Annotated in this window: 14 protein-coding genes; 10 read left to right on the plus strand and 4 right to left on the minus strand. The window is 55.8% G+C overall.

Annotated elements, in window-relative coordinates; genetic code table 11:
• Positions 1-4: 4 nt before the first annotated feature.
• Positions 5-3127, plus strand: coding sequence for an L-glutamate gamma-semialdehyde dehydrogenase (locus H2515_RS06445; RefSeq protein ID WP_232821590.1), 3123 nt, complete (start codon positions 5-7; stop codon positions 3125-3127).
• 78 nt (positions 3128-3205) lie between these two features.
• Here H2515_RS06445 and H2515_RS06450 read toward each other — a convergent pair whose 3' ends face one another.
• The 4 genes from H2515_RS06450 to H2515_RS06465 form a co-directional block, all read right to left on the minus strand.
• The gene (locus tag H2515_RS06450) at positions 3206-3700 is read right to left on the minus strand and encodes a GNAT family N-acetyltransferase (protein WP_198661216.1); all 495 of its coding nucleotides are present in this window, start codon (positions 3698-3700) and stop codon (positions 3206-3208) included.
• A gap of 93 nt (positions 3701-3793) precedes the next feature.
• Positions 3794-4060: an ACT domain-containing protein gene (locus tag H2515_RS06455; protein WP_198661217.1), complete on the minus strand. Its 267-nt coding sequence runs from the start codon at positions 4058-4060 to the stop codon at positions 3794-3796.
• A complete protein-coding gene (locus H2515_RS06460; protein ID WP_198661218.1) occupies positions 4048-5115 on the minus strand; it encodes a malate dehydrogenase in 1068 nt (355 codons plus the stop codon). Before H2515_RS06460 ends, H2515_RS06455 begins: the two co-directional genes overlap by 13 nt.
• Before the next feature lie 89 nt (positions 5116-5204).
• Complete coding sequence (locus tag H2515_RS06465; protein ID WP_198661219.1) at positions 5205-7628, minus strand: TonB-dependent receptor; 2424 nt, start codon at positions 7626-7628, stop codon at positions 5205-5207.
• A 649-nt stretch (positions 7629-8277) separates the two neighbouring features.
• On the opposite strand from H2515_RS06465, the gene H2515_RS06470 reads away from it, so the two are divergent.
• From H2515_RS06470 to H2515_RS06510, 9 genes are all read left to right on the plus strand, one after another.
• Complete coding sequence (locus tag H2515_RS06470) at positions 8278-9927, plus strand: peptide ABC transporter substrate-binding protein (protein ID WP_232821591.1); 1650 nt, start codon at positions 8278-8280, stop codon at positions 9925-9927.
• 4 nt (positions 9928-9931) lie between these two features.
• Entirely contained in the window at positions 9932-10897 is a 966-nt protein-coding gene (locus H2515_RS06475) for an ABC transporter permease (protein ID WP_198661220.1), read from the plus strand.
• Positions 10890-11801, plus strand: coding sequence for an ABC transporter permease (locus H2515_RS06480; protein WP_198661221.1), 912 nt, complete (start codon positions 10890-10892; stop codon positions 11799-11801). Before H2515_RS06475 ends, H2515_RS06480 begins: the two co-directional genes overlap by 8 nt.
• A 1-nt stretch (position 11802) precedes the next feature.
• Positions 11803-12882 carry an ABC transporter ATP-binding protein gene (locus tag H2515_RS06485; protein WP_198661222.1) on the plus strand — a complete coding sequence of 360 codons (1080 nt, stop codon included), beginning with the start codon at positions 11803-11805 and terminating at the stop codon, positions 12880-12882.
• Positions 12879-13898 (plus strand): ABC transporter ATP-binding protein, encoded by a 1020-nt coding sequence (locus H2515_RS06490; RefSeq protein WP_065414367.1) that lies wholly within the window; start codon positions 12879-12881, stop codon positions 13896-13898. The genes H2515_RS06485 and H2515_RS06490 overlap by 4 nt, the downstream gene beginning before the upstream one ends.
• 19 nt (positions 13899-13917) lie before the next feature.
• Positions 13918-15375, plus strand: coding sequence for a TldD/PmbA family protein (locus H2515_RS06495; protein ID WP_198661223.1), 1458 nt, complete (start codon positions 13918-13920; stop codon positions 15373-15375).
• Entirely contained in the window at positions 15372-16679 is a 1308-nt protein-coding gene (locus tag H2515_RS06500; protein ID WP_198661224.1) for a metallopeptidase TldD-related protein, read from the plus strand. Before H2515_RS06495 ends, H2515_RS06500 begins: the two co-directional genes overlap by 4 nt.
• A gap of 142 nt (positions 16680-16821) precedes the next feature.
• The gene (locus tag H2515_RS06505) at positions 16822-18324 is read left to right on the plus strand and encodes a peptide ABC transporter substrate-binding protein (RefSeq protein ID WP_198661225.1); all 1503 of its coding nucleotides are present in this window, start codon (positions 16822-16824) and stop codon (positions 18322-18324) included.
• 36 nt (positions 18325-18360) lie between these two features.
• A complete protein-coding gene (locus tag H2515_RS06510) occupies positions 18361-18783 on the plus strand; it encodes a GNAT family N-acetyltransferase (protein WP_232821592.1) in 423 nt (140 codons plus the stop codon).
• The last annotated feature ends 82 nt before the right edge of the window (positions 18784-18865 follow it).

Here is an 18865-nt window from a genome sequence, read left to right on the forward strand (position 1 = left end):
CGTTGTGCTGAAGGGTATGTTTCCGGTGGATGAAATCATCCCCGAGTCGGAAGAGCGTACAGAAACAGGGCCGTTGCCACCGCCCTGTCGCGATGAGGAAGAGCGGGTGGCCGCGTTACTTGGTGCGCTCGATGGTCAACTGGACTGGCCCCGGGTCGTTGCCATGGCGCGGCCCTGGGTGGATGCCGTGCGCAAACACCCGGCGCCTTTCTGGGCGTTGGAATCCTTGCTGCGCGAGTACCCCATCACCAGTTTCGAGGGGTTGGCCCTGATGCGTCTGGCAGAAGCATTGCTGCGAGTACCGGACATGGGTACCGCCGTGCTGTTGGCTGCCGATCAGTTAGGCCGGGTCCGTTTCGGCGGAGAAGAGAAGCAATCCTGGATGACCCAGATTTCCGGGCGGATTTTGATGCTGTCGCGTCTACTGCTGGCGGAACGGGAGACCGCCACTCTGGTACAACGGCTGGGTATGAATACGGTGGTCACCGCCGCGGTGCGCGCCATCGCGCTGTTGGGCCGGCAATTTGTGCTGGGTCAGGATTTGGCGGAGGCACGTCGACGCGCAGCCGACGTCCGTAAGCGTCAACCCACCCTCTGTTATTCTTATGACATGTTGGGTGAGGGCGCCCGCAATAGTGCGGATGCTGCGCGCTATGCGGCTGCTTACCAGGCGGCACTGCAGTCCCTGGCGATGCAGCCGGGTTCCGGGGGACCTGAACAGCGGGACGGTATTTCCATCAAATTATCGGCCTTGCATCCCCGTTATGAAGAGGGCCAGCGGAGGCGTCTGTGGGCCGAACTGCTGCCCAAACTGGAGCAACTAGCGGAAGTGGCAGCGCGAGGGCGGCTGAATCTCACTCTGGATGCCGAGGAAAGTGATCGCCTCGAATTGCAGTTGGACCTTTGGGATGCGGTCCAGCAGAAAATGGCCCGCAACCCTGTGTCTGCTGGCTGGAATGGCTGGGGAATCGCCGTGCAGGCTTATCAGACGCGTGCGACTGAGGTAATCAGCGAGGTGCTGGCGCGGGCCCGGCGCAATCGGAGTCGGCTGATGTTACGCCTTGTCAAAGGGGCCTACTGGGATACCGAGATCAAGCGGGCGCAGGAAATGGGGCTCGCCGGATATCCCGTGTTTACCCATAAACATCATACCGACATCAGCTACGCGGCGTGCGCGGCACAACTTCTGGAACAGGCTGTCGGGCCAGAGGCTTTGGTGTATCCGCAGTTTGCGACCCATAATGCAGCGACTATTGCCGCGGTGCTCCAGTTGGCGGCGGCGTCTCCCGGCACCCGCTTTGAGATGCAGCGTTTACACGGCATGGGTGAGGGGATTTATCGCGAGGTCTTGCGTCACTCCGCGATACAGTCCTTGCGGGTGTATGCGCCCGTCGGCCGGTATCGGGATCTGCTCGCTTATCTGGTGCGGCGTCTGCTGGAAAATGGCGCGAACACCTCTTTTATGCATCGATTGGCGGAGCACCGGGTGGCCGTCGATGATCTGCTGGCTAACCCGCTCTGGCGGGCCGATGACGTTGCGCTGGCGGCGCCGCGCGATATATACGGCACCCTCCAGGGCCAGATTCGCCCCAATAGTAAAGGGATGGACATGACTTATGCGAACGAACGCAATCCGGTAACGGCGGCCGCTTTGGCTCTGCGCGTGCCGACCCTCGCGGAGAGCCGCCCCGAGGAGGTGGACCCGCTCCTGCGTACCTTGCATGCCGCGCAGCCGCGCTGGGATATGGTGCCGGTGGAACGGCGTGCCGAGATCATGACAAACGCCGCCGACCTGTTGGAGTCCCGTCGTGAAGCCCTGCTTGCGCTGCTCCTGCGCGAGGCGCACAAAACCCTTGGCGACGCGGTGGCAGAACTGCGGGAGGCCGTTGACTTCTGTCGCTATTATGCGATCCAGGCGACCGCCTTGATGCGCCCGGAAACCCTGCCGGGTCCGACGGGGGAGACCAATACCTTGCGTCTGCGCGGGCGGGGCGCTTTTGTCTGCATCAGTCCGTGGAATTTTCCGCTGGCTATTTTCGCCGGGCAGGTGGTTGCGGCGCTCGTGACGGGCAATAGTGTTGCCGCCAAGCCGGCCGAGCAAACCGTGGCCATTGCCAGAGCCTTTGTGGAACTGCTCTGGGAGGCGGGGGTCCCGCGCGACGTGGTGGCCCTGGTGCCGGGCCCCGGCGAAACCGTGGGGGCCGCGCTGGTAAATCATCCGCTGACCGCGGGGGTGGTGTTCACCGGATCAACGGGGGTGGCCCGACATATTTACCGGTCCCTGGCGGCGAAAGAGGGGCCCATCGTTCCCCTCATCGCGGAAACTGGCGGTATCAATGCCATGATCGTGGACTCGACGGCCCTGGTGGAGCAAGTGGTAGATGCCGTGATCGCCTCGGCTTTTCGTTCTGCCGGACAGCGCTGCTCGGCGCTCCGCCTGCTCTGTGTGCAGGAGGAGGTGGTGGAGGAGGTCCTGGCCATGCTCGGGGGCGCCATGCAGGAATTGACCATTGGCCCGGCGGTGGATTATGCGACGGATGTTCCGCCGGTGATCGATGCCGAGGCCCAAGCCACGCTGCTGGCGCAAATCGCCCGGCTGGAGCAGGGAGGCGCACGGTTGTTGATGCGAACGGCATGGCCCGCGGAAATGCAGGCCATGGCATTGACGGGCAGCACGGAAGCGGGGTTGGTCTTACGGGATGATCAGCGGCGTGATCTGCATTTCGTGGCCCCTTGTATCTACGCGATCGATCGCATCGCGCAGGCGCGGGAAGAGATCTTCGGTCCGGTATTGCAAGTGGTCACCTGGAAGGCGGATCGTCTCGATGCGCTCATGGATGATCTCAACGCCCTGGGTTTTGGTCTGACGATCGGCGTGCAGACACGCATCGATGGCCGTGCAGCCCATATCGCCGTACGGTCCCGCTGCGGCAACGTGTATGTAAACCGTAACATGATCGGCGCGGTGGTGGGTCTGCAGCCCTTTGGCGGAGAGGGGCTCAGCGGTACCGGACCCAAGGCGGGCGGCCCGCATTACCTGTTGCGCATGGTGGCTGAGCAAACAGTGACCATCAACACGACCGCGGCCGGGGGCAATGCAGCATTGTTGGCGCGTGCGAAAATGTAGCCGTGTCGTCACCGTCTGCCGAACCATTTCATTTCTCAGTGAACAGGAGTGTGCCACGATGGATGGCAAACCACTCAGTCAGACAGGATCAGCAGGTAAATGTTTTTGCCAGAACATGGCGATACCTGCCGTATCGTTGATGGTATAGGGCGTAAAACCGAGCTGACGATAGGCCGCTTGTGCCGGGGTGTTGCCTTCGAGCACCTCCAGCGTGAGCTTGCAGCAACCGAGCGCGCGGGCCTCGGCCTCGATATGCGCGAAAAGCGCCTTGGCGATCCCTTGGCGACGCGCTTCCGGTCGCACGTAGACATCATGGATGTTGAGCAGCGGTGCGCTGTTGAATGTTGAAAAGCCCTCGACGCAGACGCTGATGGCTACGGCGGCATCGTTCTGGTAGGCGAGGAAAACATGGACCCATGACCGGTTGCTTAAATCGTCCAGTAAACGACACTGAACATTGTCTGGCAATGCCTTTCCTTGCCCCATACGGTCTGCCGCGTAGTCATTGATAAGGGTGAGAATCGCAGCGCGATGATTTGCCGCCTGATAGTCGGCACGAATAATGGTGATCATGGATATGGCAGGCCCTGCAGGTTGACATGAAACGTATTTATTTTATGGTGTTATCGGATGCATACCCACTCCTGGGGCGGGTATCACGTCTTATCATCGGGATTCTATGACACAGTCAAGCCTGGAGAGCAGGCGGCTGATGATTTTCTTGCGGCTGTCCTCTCCCCGGAAGCGAATGGTGAGCCTGCTGAGACGTACGGAGTCCATCGGCGGATTATCCTCATGCATTTGAATGCTTTTCATGGAAATACCCCGGTTTGAAAACACGGAGGAGACGAGGAAGAGGGTGCCCGGTTCATCCTGGACCATCAGAACGATGGTTTGCAAGGGAAGATTCTCGTCATTGGCTATGCATTCCATAATAGAAGCTTCCTTTGGATGGATTGCACGGCTTTGAAAAATAATTGTTGCTCACCATCCGAGAGCGGGACGGGATAGACACCATCCCAGCCTTTAGGGCTGATTACTACGGGGGCGCCGACCGGGCCGGATACAGACAGAAACTCACCATCCAGAACGACCTGGGCAGCGATAACGGTATCTTTGCCACTTAAAATAGACTTAACCAAGTCTACAGTGGCATGCGCTGTAGCGATATCTGTTTTGGCACCGGAAAAAAGTGTCAGAAATGGCCCTACCATGACCCGAACGTCGGGAGGGAGTGTATCAAAACGCTGAAAGGCTTCACTCATATGCCCACTCTGAGCGATCTGAATGATTTCATCGCGCAGACGTTGCAGGGTCTCGGGGAACTGTACGCTGGACGTACTGCTCCGCACTTGCCGGATGGCTCTTGCGGTTTCAGATTCGGAGAATCCTTGCACGGTAACACTACTCCACAGTGGGACGATGCCATCTCCATGCTCGCCAAGCACCATCGCCCGCACTGCTTCACGAGAGACGTTGATGGAACGGGCTACTTCCCGGCGAAACCGCAGACTATCCTGATAAGCGCCCATACCGATAACGCGCCTACGGTCATAGTGATCGGCGAATACCTGGACAATCAGTTCTACCGGATTGGTGACGACAATAACAATCTCGTGGCCATATCCATATTTCGCTATGGCTTCGGCATAGGGTATGGCCATCGCGCGATTGTATGACGCCAATTCATCGCGGCTGGGGGGTGGTTCGTCTTTGTTGGCATGAGGATGAATAGTCGACCCTGCCGTCATCAGAATGATATCGGCCACGATCTCTTCGGGACGCAAGGCGATATCGATAATGGGGCAGTGTTCTGCAAAAGCGTCTTTCAGGTCTTGCCGAAAGCCATACAAGGCAGATGCGCTGGCCCCCGTGGAGCGGCCCACAAGTTGTAAGCGATCCGTGGGGAGCAAGATCTTCTCCAGGAGAATGCGGCTGGCCATATGTTTGCCGGTGCTGCCATTGGCACCGATGATCGCGATATCCAAGCGATGCGCCTCGTGATGCCTCAGCCAAGGCCGGGTAGCAGGAACCGGAGATCGCAATATCTCATTGGCCGGTTATAAAACAAGGCGCATCAGGAGAAGCGACCGGAAAGGCCGACCTCTATGAAACGAGGTTCTCCGGGATATGCCTGATCGTAGGGTTGCCCCACCGCATTGAAGCCATACTCCTTGTAACTTTGGTAGTAGTGGACGTAATAGTGGCGATCCAGAAGATTGTCCACGTTCAGGCTCACGGTAAGTGATTGTAAATGGTTTTTGTGGATGGGGATTTTATAGCTGGCGCTCAGGTTGACCAGAAAGTAGCCGGCCAGATAATTCGATGCGTTGGGCACCGTGGCGTCGGCCAGAAGGGGGTTGGTCTCGGTGGGGGGCAGGTCGTAAGTGGTGGGCTGAGAACCGGTGTAGGAACCGTAGATTTCCCCATGAAACCCCCCTCTATGGTAGTTTACCCCGAGATTGGCCAGCCAATTGGGCACGGCCGGCAGAGGATTCCCGGCGAAAACATAACCGTATTGGCCTTCAAAAGGGGTATCATTGGCCGAAAAACTATTCATGTAGGTCGCTTTGGTATATGAGGCGGACCCAAATACGGACCAATCCGGCGTGATCAGATATTTTCCAGAAAACTCCAGGCCCTTCATCTGCTCTTCCCCGACATTCGCATACTGGGAAAAACCGGTGAGGTAATTCGTGTAGAACGAGAACATTCCGTGCATGTTTTGCAGGTAGCCATCGAAATTCAGGTACAGGTGTTTCCCAACATAGCGAACACCTGTTTCGTAGGCGTTCACCGTTTCCGGTCCCGGCGCAACGGTCGAACTTCCGGACGGCCCAAGGATGTAATCGGCGATCGGTGCGAAACGCGCACCTTTGCCGTAGCTTGCATAGGCTATGACTTTGTGTGTCACGTCATAAGAGAGGCCAAGATAAGGCAGTATCTCTTTATCGTAGTTTCCTAGGTTGTAGGAGTTGTTTGGCGAGGCATAAATATTGACCGGCTGGAATTGATTTGAGGAAACCCCAGTGATCGTGACGCCGGGTTCGATGTGTAATCTGTTGTCCAGGATATTTATTTTGTCCTGAATGTAACCCGAATAAACTTCACGATGACCTTCACCTCCAAAACCTTGGGTGCCCGTATATGAGTTGTATCCATTTATCTTTGGCATGTTTAGGGTGCCATATATATACTGGTTGGCCTTGTTGTTTTCCGAGGCAATAAGGCCGCCTATGGTTATATCATTGTAAGGTAGAAATATGCTGACCTTCGGGGCGAAGCCGATGGTCTCTGAAGATTGATCGCTAAGCTGTGCGGCCTCCCCGGCGGTATAACTTCCGAAAACCTGCTCAGGATTATAGCTAAAATAATTGTTAGGATTGTTTGGCCCTCCTAGCGGCCCGTAGGCAAAGTATGGAGCATTGAAGTTGACTTGATAAGGGTAGCTGGCATTGATGTACGCCGGGTTCGTATAGGCGGAGAAAGTGCTCGATCGGCCCCTGTAGTATAATTTTCCGCCTATCACTAGATGGCGGTTGATATAGGTGCTGTCGCCGAGAATGGCGGTGACATAATTATTGACTTCTTGTGTGCTCGCTTCGGATAGCGGCACATTATAAAAAATACCATATTTGTTGAGTTGGGCCGTTGGTAAGGGGGCGCTTATGAGATAGCCATTACCACGGTTATAAATAACCGTGGCGGTCACTTTGGAGAGGCCATAATCGTACGGCTTGACGGCGCTGAACAGAAAGTCGGTATAGCGCGCCGGCGTGTTCTGGATGTAACCGGCGGTTTGCGTCTGACTCAGTCGCATCAGCACTTTGAGCCCATCCGTATGGGGGATGATTCCAGAGTTGATCTGGGCACCGTAGACGTCGGTGGAAAAGGCCCCGATCTTGCTAAAAAGATCGGTGTAAAACTTGTTCGTGGGTTGTTTGGTGATATAGTTTACCGTGCCGCCCACCGTGGCGAACCCGCCACGGTCCGGCGGGGCCACGCCGGGATAAACATGGATTCCCTGGATTTGCCCGGTCGCGACCACGCTGCCTATATTGTTGTTTAGATACGCACCCTCACCGCCGGAGAGTAAACTGGTCATCGGAATTCCATCTAGCGTCTGGGCGAGTTGCGACATACGCACGCCGCGCACGGTCAGCACCGGGGTCCCCGGTCCGATGTTCTGCTGATATTCATTGACGGAGGGGGTTCTCTTGAGGAGGCTGTAAATGTTTTCCGAGGAACTGGCATGTTTAATCTGTTCCGGAGTGATCACTGACATTGCCGAGGCGATATTGCGTTCACCCACCAATAACTTCTGATATTTTTTCTTGATTTCCTTCAGCTTGACCACCTTGTTGGCAGGAGAAGCATCGGAAGATTTGCTGACCGTGCTAGAGTCAGTTCCAGCGAACGCGTTGGTGGTGAGGAAGGGGTATAGGGCCAGAATTGTCGCTGTAGCGATGTTTGCGTGCGCTTTAATTCTATGATTGGACATTATTTATTTCTCCATGAGATGACTTCATAGAAATAAAAAACTCAGGGCTCGACTCCTGCCGCAAGGCTAATTGGAGAGAGTCTCGACGGCAATCTACAAAGCAAATGTTGTGCCATATCTACAGGGGTGATGTAGTTTGTGCAATTCCTGTCGGTGAAAGGCAAGATATGCGTAATAACATGCTAATTAAATAAGTAAAAACTTTAATGGTCTTGTGCCAATTTTTGACGCAAAGCATACGATGGCTGCGATTCAGCACCTCATGATGGTGCATTCCGTGCAAGCATTGCACCAGAATGGAGCGTTCCTGCTGTGCTTTAGTTCTGCGAAAGAGGTCGAGATGCGGCAACACTAGTCTCGTTTCGGGATGGACAGATCTTTGAAATTATAAAAGAAACAAAGTGATATCCGCATCATGACCGTTGGGAGACGAAAGCCTGTATGCTATTCCCGGTATGTTTGGTACGAATCCTGCTATAATATGACTTGAGGTTGGGTATCATAATAGGTAGCTTTATAGTATAAGCACATAAAGGCTGATTATTTTCGATGCCTACAGCGATAAATTGAAATAGCATTCCGACTGCCTGGGAACTTGTGAGAATTTATGGGATTTATTCGTCAGGCCCGTTGTACTAAAGTTATCCTGATGCGATTAATCCATGATTTATGTTGTAAAGCTGCGCGTTATCTATGGGTTATTTTTTCTGGAATACTGTTCTCCTGCTCCGGTTTTGCGGCCACCCCGCGGTACGGCGGTACGCTGACCACCATCCCCGGCGTCGGCCTTTGCCCCCCGGCGGCGATGAACGGGTTCAACCCCTTGTTGACTTCGTCGGCCTTCGACACGGAGGCCGACGGCCTGATGTATCAGCCACTGCTCTGGATCAACCGCCAGTTCAAGATTGACTACGGGCTGAGTGTCGCCCGCGCGGTCGTCGTCGGACCGAGACACCGCACTTTCACCATTCATTTGTCCAAGGGATGGAAATGGTCCGATGGCGTCCCGGTCACGGCTGCGGATGTGGCCTATACCTATCACATGATTCTGAAGCTCGGCCCCAAATATCCGGGTTATGCCAGTGGTGGTATTCCTGGGGAAGTGGCGGCTTTGACGGTGGTGAATCCTTACGAGATTCGCGTAGTGACTCGGCGGCCCGTCAATCCGGTTTGGTTCGAGTTGAGCGGATTAAACCAGCTGGTTCCCTATCCGGCTCAGGTCTGGAACAAATATTCGGTCAACCAGATGTATGATCGGATGACGAGTCTGAACTTTTTTCGGGTCGTGGACGGACCTTTCCGCCTGGAGTCATTCCATCCCGGGCGTTATGTGAGCATGGTCCCCAACCGGCGATTCTCGGGTCCGGATAAGCCTTATATTCACCGAGTGATTTTTCGATTCATCCATTCTCCCGCCAGCGTTTTCTTCGCCCTGAAGAGCGGTGCCATCCAGTTGGGAAACCTGCCCGCGCCGCTCTACCCCGCGCGCCATCAATTGAGGGGAGATCGCTTATTGACCACCGGACCGGCGTGGGGCTTCAATTATCTCGGGTTTGATTTTGACAATCCGCACATTGCTTTTGTGCGTGATCCTCTGGTGCGCCAGGCGATGATGCACGCCATCAACCAGGACCTGTTCATCAGGATCTTGGGATATGGATATGGCGTCCGCGCCTTTGGTCTTGTTCCGGGCGTGCCCCCGGCATTTTTGTCGCCAGAAGCCAAGAGGCTCCTTTCCCAGGGCGCCTACGACCCCGCCCTGGCGGATGAATTGCTCGACCGGGCGGGCTGGCACCGGGGGTCTGATGGGATCCGCATGAAAGATGGGCACAGCCTGACCTTCACGCTGTATCTGCCGCCCGGAATGATACGGGGTCCCACCTTGCTGGCGGATATGCTGGCAAAAGTGGGGATAGAAGTGCGTATGCGTGAAAAACCGTTCAATGAAATAATTGCGCAAATGTCGGACCCGAGCAATAGACACTGGCAGGCCGTGTATTTGGCTTGGAGCCAGAGCGCCTACCCGACGGGAGGCTCTATATTCAAGTGCGGCGGCACTCAGAACAACTATCATTATTGCAGCAAAAAAATGGATGCGTTGTCCGATAAGATTCGGATTCAGTCAGGCTTGCAGGCGTTATACAAGTTCCAGAACTATTTTACCGAACAACAGCCGGTCATCGTGTTGCCCAATATGAAGATTTTTGTGGAGGCCGCCTTGCAACTCCACGGATTAACTCGTGCGTTTAGCCCTCTGGGGAGCTTTAATCCGCAGTTTATCTGGATCAGCCGGGGGTAGGGTGATGATGAAACGTATGATTTTAAATCGTCTGAGCACCTCCGCCCTCTCGTTATTTTTGCTGGTGACCATCGTGTTTTTTTTGATTCACGCGACGCCCGGCGGCCCGGCGTACAGTATTCTGGGCATGCATGCGACACCGCAGGCGGTGGCGGCGCTGAACCAGCAGATGGGTCTTGATCACCCGCTCTGGCAACAGTATGGCATCTGGTGGGCGCATCTGTTTGAAGGCAATCTTGGCTATTCCTTCACCCAACATGCCCCGGTGGTGTCGCTGATGGGTTCCTATCTGGAGAACTCCATCCTGCTGTATGCACTGGCGACGGCTATCGCCATCGTCTTCTCCGTCATCATCGGCATGTTTCAAGGCTACTGGGCAGAACGCACCCCAGGTCTGGTGATCGGTGGACTGCAAATTATCGTCTACTCCCTGCCGGTATTTTTTATCGGCACCCTGCTTATTCTCTTCTTTGCGATTGATCTCAACTGGTTTCCGCCGGGCGGTATTGGCGGCGACGAGCATTGGCAGAGCGGAGGACCCCATATCGGGAGCTATATCCAGCATATGATCCTGCCCGGCGTTACCTTGGCCTTGCCCCTGACGGCTGGCCTGTCGCGCTACTTTGGCCACCAGGCGCGCAGCGAGTACCGCCTCGACTATGTGCGTACCGCCCGGGCCCGGGGTATTCCGCCCTTGCGGATTGCCATCAATCATGTCTTGCGTAATGCCATCCGCCCCCTGGTCACGGTCATCGGCATGATGATCCCCGGCATTTTCGTCGGTGGCATCCTCACCGAGAGCGTCTTTAACTATCCCGGTCTCGGCTGGCTGCTCTGGCGCTCCGCCCTGGAACAGGATTATCCGACCCTGACCGCTATTGTGCTGCTGATCGGGGTGCTGACGATTCTCGGCAACCTTGCTGCCGACCTCACCAACAGTATTCTCGATGTACGGGTGCGCTATGAGTAGTCATCCGACCGACATGACCGTGAACAACAGCCTGGTGGCCCGCCCCATTCCCGGGATGTTCACCCGGCTGTGGTCCGACTCCCTGCGTCACTGGGTGGGGCAGTACAGCCACCCCATGACCTGGACAGGGCTCAGCATTTTTGTCCTGCTCATGCTCTTCTCCTGGGTTGGGCCACTCCTCTATCCCGCCGACCCTCTGGCTATTCACGCCAACCACATTCTGCTGGCACCCTCCTGGCAGTTTCCTTTCGGGACCGATAACCTCGGGCGCAATATGCTGGCACGGATGATGGAAGGGGGCCGGGCCACTCTGGAAGTCGGCTTGCTGGGATCTTTCATCGCCATCTTCCTCGGGATTCTCTATGGCATGACGGCGGCACTCAGCCCACGCTGGCTGGACAAGGTCCTGATGCGCCTGCTCGATGCCCTGCTGGCTTTGCCCGGAATCGTCCTGATGATTTTCTTTGCGGCCATCATCCCCCTTGACACCCTGAGTCTGGTACTGGTGCTAGGTTTCCTGTCCTGGCCGGGCCTCGCTCGTATCGTCCGCAATGAAGCCCTGGCCTATAAGGAACGGGATTACATTCTCGCCGCCCGGCAGTTCGGGGCCAGTACGTTTTATATTGCGCGGGCCCACCTGATGCGCTCCATGCTGCCCATTTTGATCGTCAACACCACCTTCATGGTCGCCGATCTGATTCTGGCTTTATCGGGTTTGTCCTTTCTGGGGCTCGGGATTCAACCCCCTCATGCTTCCTGGGGCGGACTGCTCAATGATGGCCTGCAGATCGTCATTATCGGACCTTGGTGGCTGATCGTTTTCCCGGGGGTGGCCATTTTTCTCGCCATTGTCGCCATGAACGTGCTGGGTCAGGGTCTGCTCGCCCGGCTGGAGGGTCGCTAAGATGACTGCGAAAGCCCTCCACCGTTCCCATATACCCCTGCGGGAGACCGATATGCGCAGTGACCGGGTCCAAAGCCTCAATGATCCCCAGAGCCCTCAGCGTAGTGGTAGCGAACAGGTGACGGGTTTACGAGTCAACGATCTGACCGTGACCTTCGGGCGCGGCCGCAAAGCCTTTAACGTGATCGAATCCCTGAATTTTGAGGTGGCGGCCGGAGAAACGCTGGGCCTGGTTGGCGAGTCGGGTTCCGGTAAATCCATGACCGCCGCCGCCCTCATGGGATGGCTTCCCTGGGGAGGGCGTAGTAGTGGCTCGGTGCAACTGGGAGATACAGAGATCACCCGGCTTTCCAAGACTGCCCTGCGCGCCACCCGAGGCCGGGAGGTCGGGATGATCTTCCAGAATCCCCTGTCCTCCCTGAACCCTAGCCTCACTGTCGCCCAGCAAATTGCCGAGCCGTACCGACTCTACTGCGGGGCGACGGCGCCGGCCGCCCGCAGTCATGCCCGGCAGCTCCTGCAGGAAGTCGGCGTCCCCGATGCGGAAAGGCGTCTTGACGACTACCCCCACCAGTTCTCCGGCGGCATGCGTCAGCGGGTGATGATCGCCATGGCTCTGGCCTGCAGCCCGCGCCTGCTCATTGCCGATGAGCCCACTACGGCCCTCGACGTGATCAATCAGGCCAAGATTCTGCGGCTCATTCAGCGCCTGCAGAAGGAACACGGCATGGCCGTGATTTTCATCACCCATGACCTCTCCCTGGTCGCCGAGTATGCCCAGAAGGTTATGGTGCTCTACGCGGGCAAGACGGTGGAGCAGGGGCCGGCAGAGGACTTTTTCTGTTCCCCTCGCCACCCCTACAGCCAGGCTCTGCTCCATGCCATCCCGCGTTTGGTGAATATGGAAGAACGTTTGAGCGATATTGACGGATTACCGCCCCGGCCCCAGGAGTTTCCGGTAGGCTGCCGCTTTGCCCCCCGTTGCCCGGCCATGACCCCCGAGTGTCTGACCGCCTATCCGGCGCAGCAGGGTGGCGCCCATTACTTCTACTGCATTCATCCGGTCGGAGCCGTGTCATGAGCGCTTGGTTAGAGGTCAAACAACTGGATGTGCGCTTCAATCTCGGCGAGGGTGGCTTATTGCGGCAAAGTCAGGGTACCGTACATGCCCTCAGCGATATCAGCTTCGGCCTGGAGCAGGGGCAAACTATCGGTTTGATCGGCGAGTCTGGTTCGGGTAAAAGCACCCTCGGGCGGGCTATCCTGCATCTGGTCCGGCCCAGTGCCGGGGAAGTCCATCTCAATGGAACCAATCTCACCGCCCTCACTGAGAAACAGATCCGCCCTTACCGCCAGCAAATGCAGATGGTCTTTCAGGATCCCTTCGACTCCATGAACGCCCGCATGACGGTCGGACAAATCATCATGGAGCCCCTGCTCTTGCAACATATCGGCAGGGCTGGTGAACGCCGCCAGAAAGCGGAAGCCCTGCTTGAACGCATGGGCCTCGACCGGCGGGCCATGAATCGTTATCCCGGACAGTATTCTGGCGGTCAGCGGCAGCGCATGGCCATTGCCCGTGCCCTGACCACTGAACCGCAACTCCTGGTCCTGGATGAACCGACGTCCGGCCTCGACGTGTCCATGCAGGCGCGTATTCTGAACCTGTTGCGCGACCTGCAAAACGAGATGGGTCTGAGCTACGTGTTCATCAGTCATGATCTGGGTGCAGTCTCTTACCTTGCGCAACGGGTTATCGTGTTGTACCTGGGGCGGGTGGTGGAAATTGCGCCAACCCGCACCCTGATCAGCAGCCCGGCCCACCCCTATACGGCGTCCCTCATGGATGCCCTGCCACTCATGGTTCGCCAGGGGGAGGGCGCACATTTACCCCCATCCGTAGGGGAGCCACCGTCACCCGTCAACCCCCCGGCCGGCTGCGCCTTTCATACCCGCTGCCCGAAGGCTGAAACCCGCTGCAGCAGCGAACGCCCCCTGCTCCAGAACCTCAGCGCAGAACATCATGTGGCTTGCCATTTTCCCTTGGCACCGGTTGAAAATATGGAGTTTCCACAACAGGCCAGGGCACTCTCGTGAATTTTCCTGGAGAATTATAATGTCTTTTTTGCGTGTTGTTTCGGGTGATGACTTGCGTGCTACGGCCCGTCGGGCGGCTAATCTTCTGGAATCTCTGCCCTACTGGTCGGTGCTGGTGGAAGAAAGTGAGCGATTGAGCACCGTGGTGCAGCGGGGCGTAGCGGCCGCACCGGCGCGACAATATCTGCGGGCGGCGCTGATCACCGTCGGCTCGGGTGGCAATGTGAGTTATGCGTCGACGACGGATCTATCTACAAAGGGCTTGCGCAAAGCCGTGACGCAGGCCATTCAGCGGGCCGAACAACTGGCTTCGTTTCGACTGACCGAAATGGAGAGCTGGCCGAAACCCCATCAGAAGGGGCACTGGCGTTCGCCGGGTGGCCCGGGAATGTCTCTGGCAGAGCGCTTTGACTGGCTGACGACCCTGGATGCGGCACTGAACACAGAAAATCGCATCAAAGATCGTATGGCTGGTCTGGGAACAGTCGATCGCCAGCGGTATTTTTTACATAGCGCCGGGGCGGAGCAGCACCAGGAGATTTTTCTCTGCATACCCTATATGCAGGCAACCGCCAGTGACGGGCACGAAGCACAGTCGCGCAGTTACAGCCCTTATGCGCAAGGTGCGGCGACCGCCGAATCCTTCGTGGCATCTGCTTTTACCGTCGTTACGGCGGAACGGTTGGCCACCGAGGCGCTTGATCTGCTGCAGGCACCAGACTGCCCGACGGGGGTCATGGATGTTTTGCTCTCTCCTGAGCAAATGACCCTGCAGATTCATGAGAGTATCGGCCACCCTCTGGAGTTGGACCGAATTCTTGGGGATGAAAGAAACTATGCGGGTTGGAGCTTTTTGCGCCAGGAAGATTTCGGACATCTGCAGTACGGCAGTGCTCTGCTCAATGTGGTGTTTGATCCCACCGAAGCGGGTGAACTGGCGGGTTATGCATATGATGACGAGGGTACTCCGGCGCAACGCACCCACCTGATTCACAAAGGCATCTTGCAGAGACCTCTGGGTGGTGCCCGTTCTGCGGCGCGGGCTGGCATGGAACCGGTGGCTTGTGCGCGGGTGTGTGATCCGTTGCGTCAGCCCATTGATCGTATGGCGAACATTAATCTGGAGCCAGGCAGCTGCGCGATGGATGAAATGATCGCGCAGGTGGAAGACGGTGTGTGGATGAGCGAAAACCGCTCCTGGTCGATTGATCAGCGTCGCGATAAATTTCAGTTCGGTTGCGAATGGGGCCGCCGCATCGAAAACGGGCAGCTCAAGGGCTGGGTAAAAAATCCCAATTATCGCGGACGTACCCTTGATTTCTGGAAATCACTCATTGCGGTTGGCGATCGTGCGAGTTATCGCATTTCGGGAACGCCTTATTGTGGTAAGGGAGAGCCGAATCAGGCAATTACGGTTGGGCACGCCTCACCGCCCTGTCTTTTCCGTGGTATTGAAACCTTTGGTGGTAATGCATGATGAGCACAACAGATCAGTATATTCATGAGCTACCCGGCATATTGGCGACTTTGGTGCGGGCCAAAGAACAACTTTTTGCAAGGATTTACGTCGAAAAAACCCAGTATGCGCGCCTGACGCAGGCGCGGGTGAACCAAAGTGGTGCCATTCATCAAAGTGTGATGACCTTGTCCCTGAGTAATGGCGAAGCGATGGTCAGCATGACCCTGGAAGGCGAGCTACCTTACGGCTCTGACCTGAAACAGTTGGTCACTGCTTTGCGTGATGACTTATCCCATGTGCCGGCGGATCCCTGGTTGAATTTGAGTCAGGACCCCCAACAAACGGAGACGGGAGCACTCTGTCCGGCAACAAACTTTGAGGAACTGGTCACGGTTCTTTGTGGTTCTGCTGGCCACCATGACCTGGTGGGACTGGTTTTGGCGGGTCCACAGACCCTCGCAGTATGCAGTAGTCTGGGGCATTGTCTGATCCATCGTGGCGGCGGCAGCAGTGTGGATGTGAGCTTTTTTGATCCAGAATACAACGCAGTCAAGCGGGTGCGCAGTCAGCCAGATATTCAGGACATCTCCGCGTTGATGGATGGCATGGCGCGCGATCTGAACGCCCTGCAACGACCCGCAGTGACCCTCAAGCCCGATACTTACCGGGCCTGGCTTTCTGCCGAAGCCCTGGCGGAGTTGCTGGGGACCATGAGTTGGAGTGGTTTTTCGATAGAGGCTATTCAAAGTGGTAGTAGCCCGCTGAAGCAATTGTACAGCGGAGAAAAACAACTCGCCGGTATGGTGACGCTCCACGAGAGTCGGCAGGCCTTGGGTGTCCCCCAATTTACGGATCAGGGCTATTTGCTGCCCGCTGAGGTCCCACTGATCTCAGCCGGTACTGCGCAGCAGTCTCTGGCCAGCCCGCGTGCCGCACGGGAGTTTGATGTCGCCATTAATAGTGATGGTGCGCCCATGGCGCTTCACCTGCATGCCGGAGACCTACTGGATGCCGATGTGCTCAGGCAGATTGGTACAGGCCTCTATATTGGCCGCCTCTGGTACACTAATATTTCTGACCCGGCGAGTTGCCGCCTGACGGCCATGACCCGATACGATTGTTATTGGGTGGACCAGGGTGAACTGACGGGTCCGTTGGTGCCGGTACGTGTTGACTCCAGTTTGTACCAACTTCTGGGCAGTGATTTGGAGGCTTTGGGTGCCACCTTGCATCGGATTCCGGAAACCCATAGCTATGGCAGTCGTTCCTGGGGAGGTACTTTGCTACCCGGAGCAATGACCACATTAAAAATAACGCTTTGAGGACTTTGGTCTGAAAAACTTTTATCGCAATGTTCTGTTATTCCTTAACACCATCTGTGCTGGTTTGCTTGTCGTGGATAGTGCCTGCGCTGCCCCGGTTACTGCTCTGACGACAGTGACTTCAGTAGGACTTGCTCCGCCCATGAATGTCAATTCGCTGCTGCCCGTGGTGAATAATGATTCCAGCGCAAACACCCAGATTATCACGCTGATGTTTCGGCCCCTCATCTGGATTGGCACCGATCTGAAAATTGACTGGAAGCAGTCCATTGCCCAGAAAATAACGGTTTCTCCGGATCGTCGACAGTTCACGATTCGGCTCAAACCCTGGTTGTGGTCCGACGGGAAGCCGGTCACCGCCGAGGATACGCTGGCTTGCCTGCGCATGATCCAGGGATTTGGCGCGCGTTATGCCAACGATGGAATGGGCGGTATGCCGGACATTATTGATAAGGCGGTAGCGCTGAATGAGCGGACCTTGCAGATTACGCTTAAACGCCCGGTGAATCCCATCTGGTTTGAATTAAATGGCTTATCTCAACTGATCCCGGTTCCTGCCTGGCGCTGGAAAAAGTATTCCATCGATACGCTCTTCAAACTTCAGGATAAAGCGGGGATGGTTTCCGTTGTGGACGGACCATATAAGCTTGCACGATTTATGCCGGGCCGGAGTATCGATTTTGTGAGAAATCCTCAGTATTCCGGGGCGCAGCCTCACCTCCAGCAATTGCGTTTCAAAATGTATACTTCTGACTCGGGTGCGTTTTGGGCACTTAAGTCCGGTGTCATTCAGGCCGGGATGATTCCCCACTATCTGTATGCTGCACGGTGGATGGTCAAAAATCTCAACACCTGCGTGAGTAATGGTGGCTATGGGTTTAATTATGTTACACTAAACTTCACTAATCCGAAGGTTGCATTTTTGCGCGATGTGAAAGTACGCCAGGCATTAGCGCTGGCCGTTAATCAAACACAAATCATCAAGACGGCTTTTCATGGACTGGGTGTCCCGAGCTTTAATCCGGTTCCGACCAATCCGGATACCTATCTTTCGCCGGAGATGAAGGCCTTGGTTGCGAATCCCGCTTCTGTCTATAACCCGACTAAGGCAAAGCAGTTGCTGGCTGCAGCAGGATGGCTGCCGGGTCCGGATGGAGTGCGGGTCCGTCATGGCCAGAAGTTGATGCTTACCATGTTAGTACCGGATGTGAGCCAAACGCTGGTGGCTGTCAGTGAGTTGTTGGAAGCCGATTGGCGGGGTATTGGGGTGGATATGCGGATCCGCATTTTACCTTTTAATCTTGAGCTCGCAAAATTGCACCCCCATGGTAAGTGGGAGGCATCAATGATTGTTTGGTCTTATAACCCGGATTATTACCCAAGTGGGGATGGCTTATTCAATGCGAGTGGCGGTTCTAATTATGGCGATTATAGCAATCCAAAAATGGATCAATTAATTAGTGATAGTGCGCAAGAAAATGGTATCAAGGCGCTCTATGCGTATGAGAATTATGCTTATGAGCAGGTACCAGTAATTTTTCTGCCTTATCCTGAATATATGGTGAAATATGCCCGGAATGTTACCCATGATCAGCTGATCACCGCGTTGTATTCGGTAGGTTGCGAAGCGCAACGTCCCCAGTGAATGTGTTAAATCAATATGGTTGACATGGGGACCGTTATGGAAATGTTCGTGACAGACTTCAACAAACAGCGCGTAGCCATTGCAAGCTTGCGGGTAGCCGTGTTTGTCCGTGAACAAGGCGTGCCTGAAGACATGGAGATGGATGATCGTGATTCGTTCTGCATACATTTTTTGGCGCAAGAAGGGTCCTCGTTTGTGGCGACAGCGCGCCTTGACCCCGGCTTAAGAGGGAAGGTGGGCAGATTGGCCGTTCTGGCTTCTCACCGGCACAGTGGAGTCGGTACGCGGGTCATGGATATGGTGCATCGGACTGCGCGTAACCAGGGCTTATCAGAAGTCTGGTGTCATGCACAGTGCAGCGCGGAAGTTTTTTATCAAAAGCTGGGCTATCGTGCCGTGGGGGAGCCTTTTGAGGAAGCGGGCATCGCGCATATCACCATGCGATGTGATTTATTCTGATCAGTCTTTCATTTTGATAGTTTTGAGGTTTTAATGAATTCTCCTGGCTTGTCCGAAGTGGATATGACCACGCTGCAGGACT

Source organism: Acidithiobacillus ferrivorans, from assembly GCF_016250455.1.
Classification (GTDB): Bacteria; Pseudomonadota; Gammaproteobacteria; order Acidithiobacillales; family Acidithiobacillaceae; genus Acidithiobacillus; species Acidithiobacillus ferrivorans.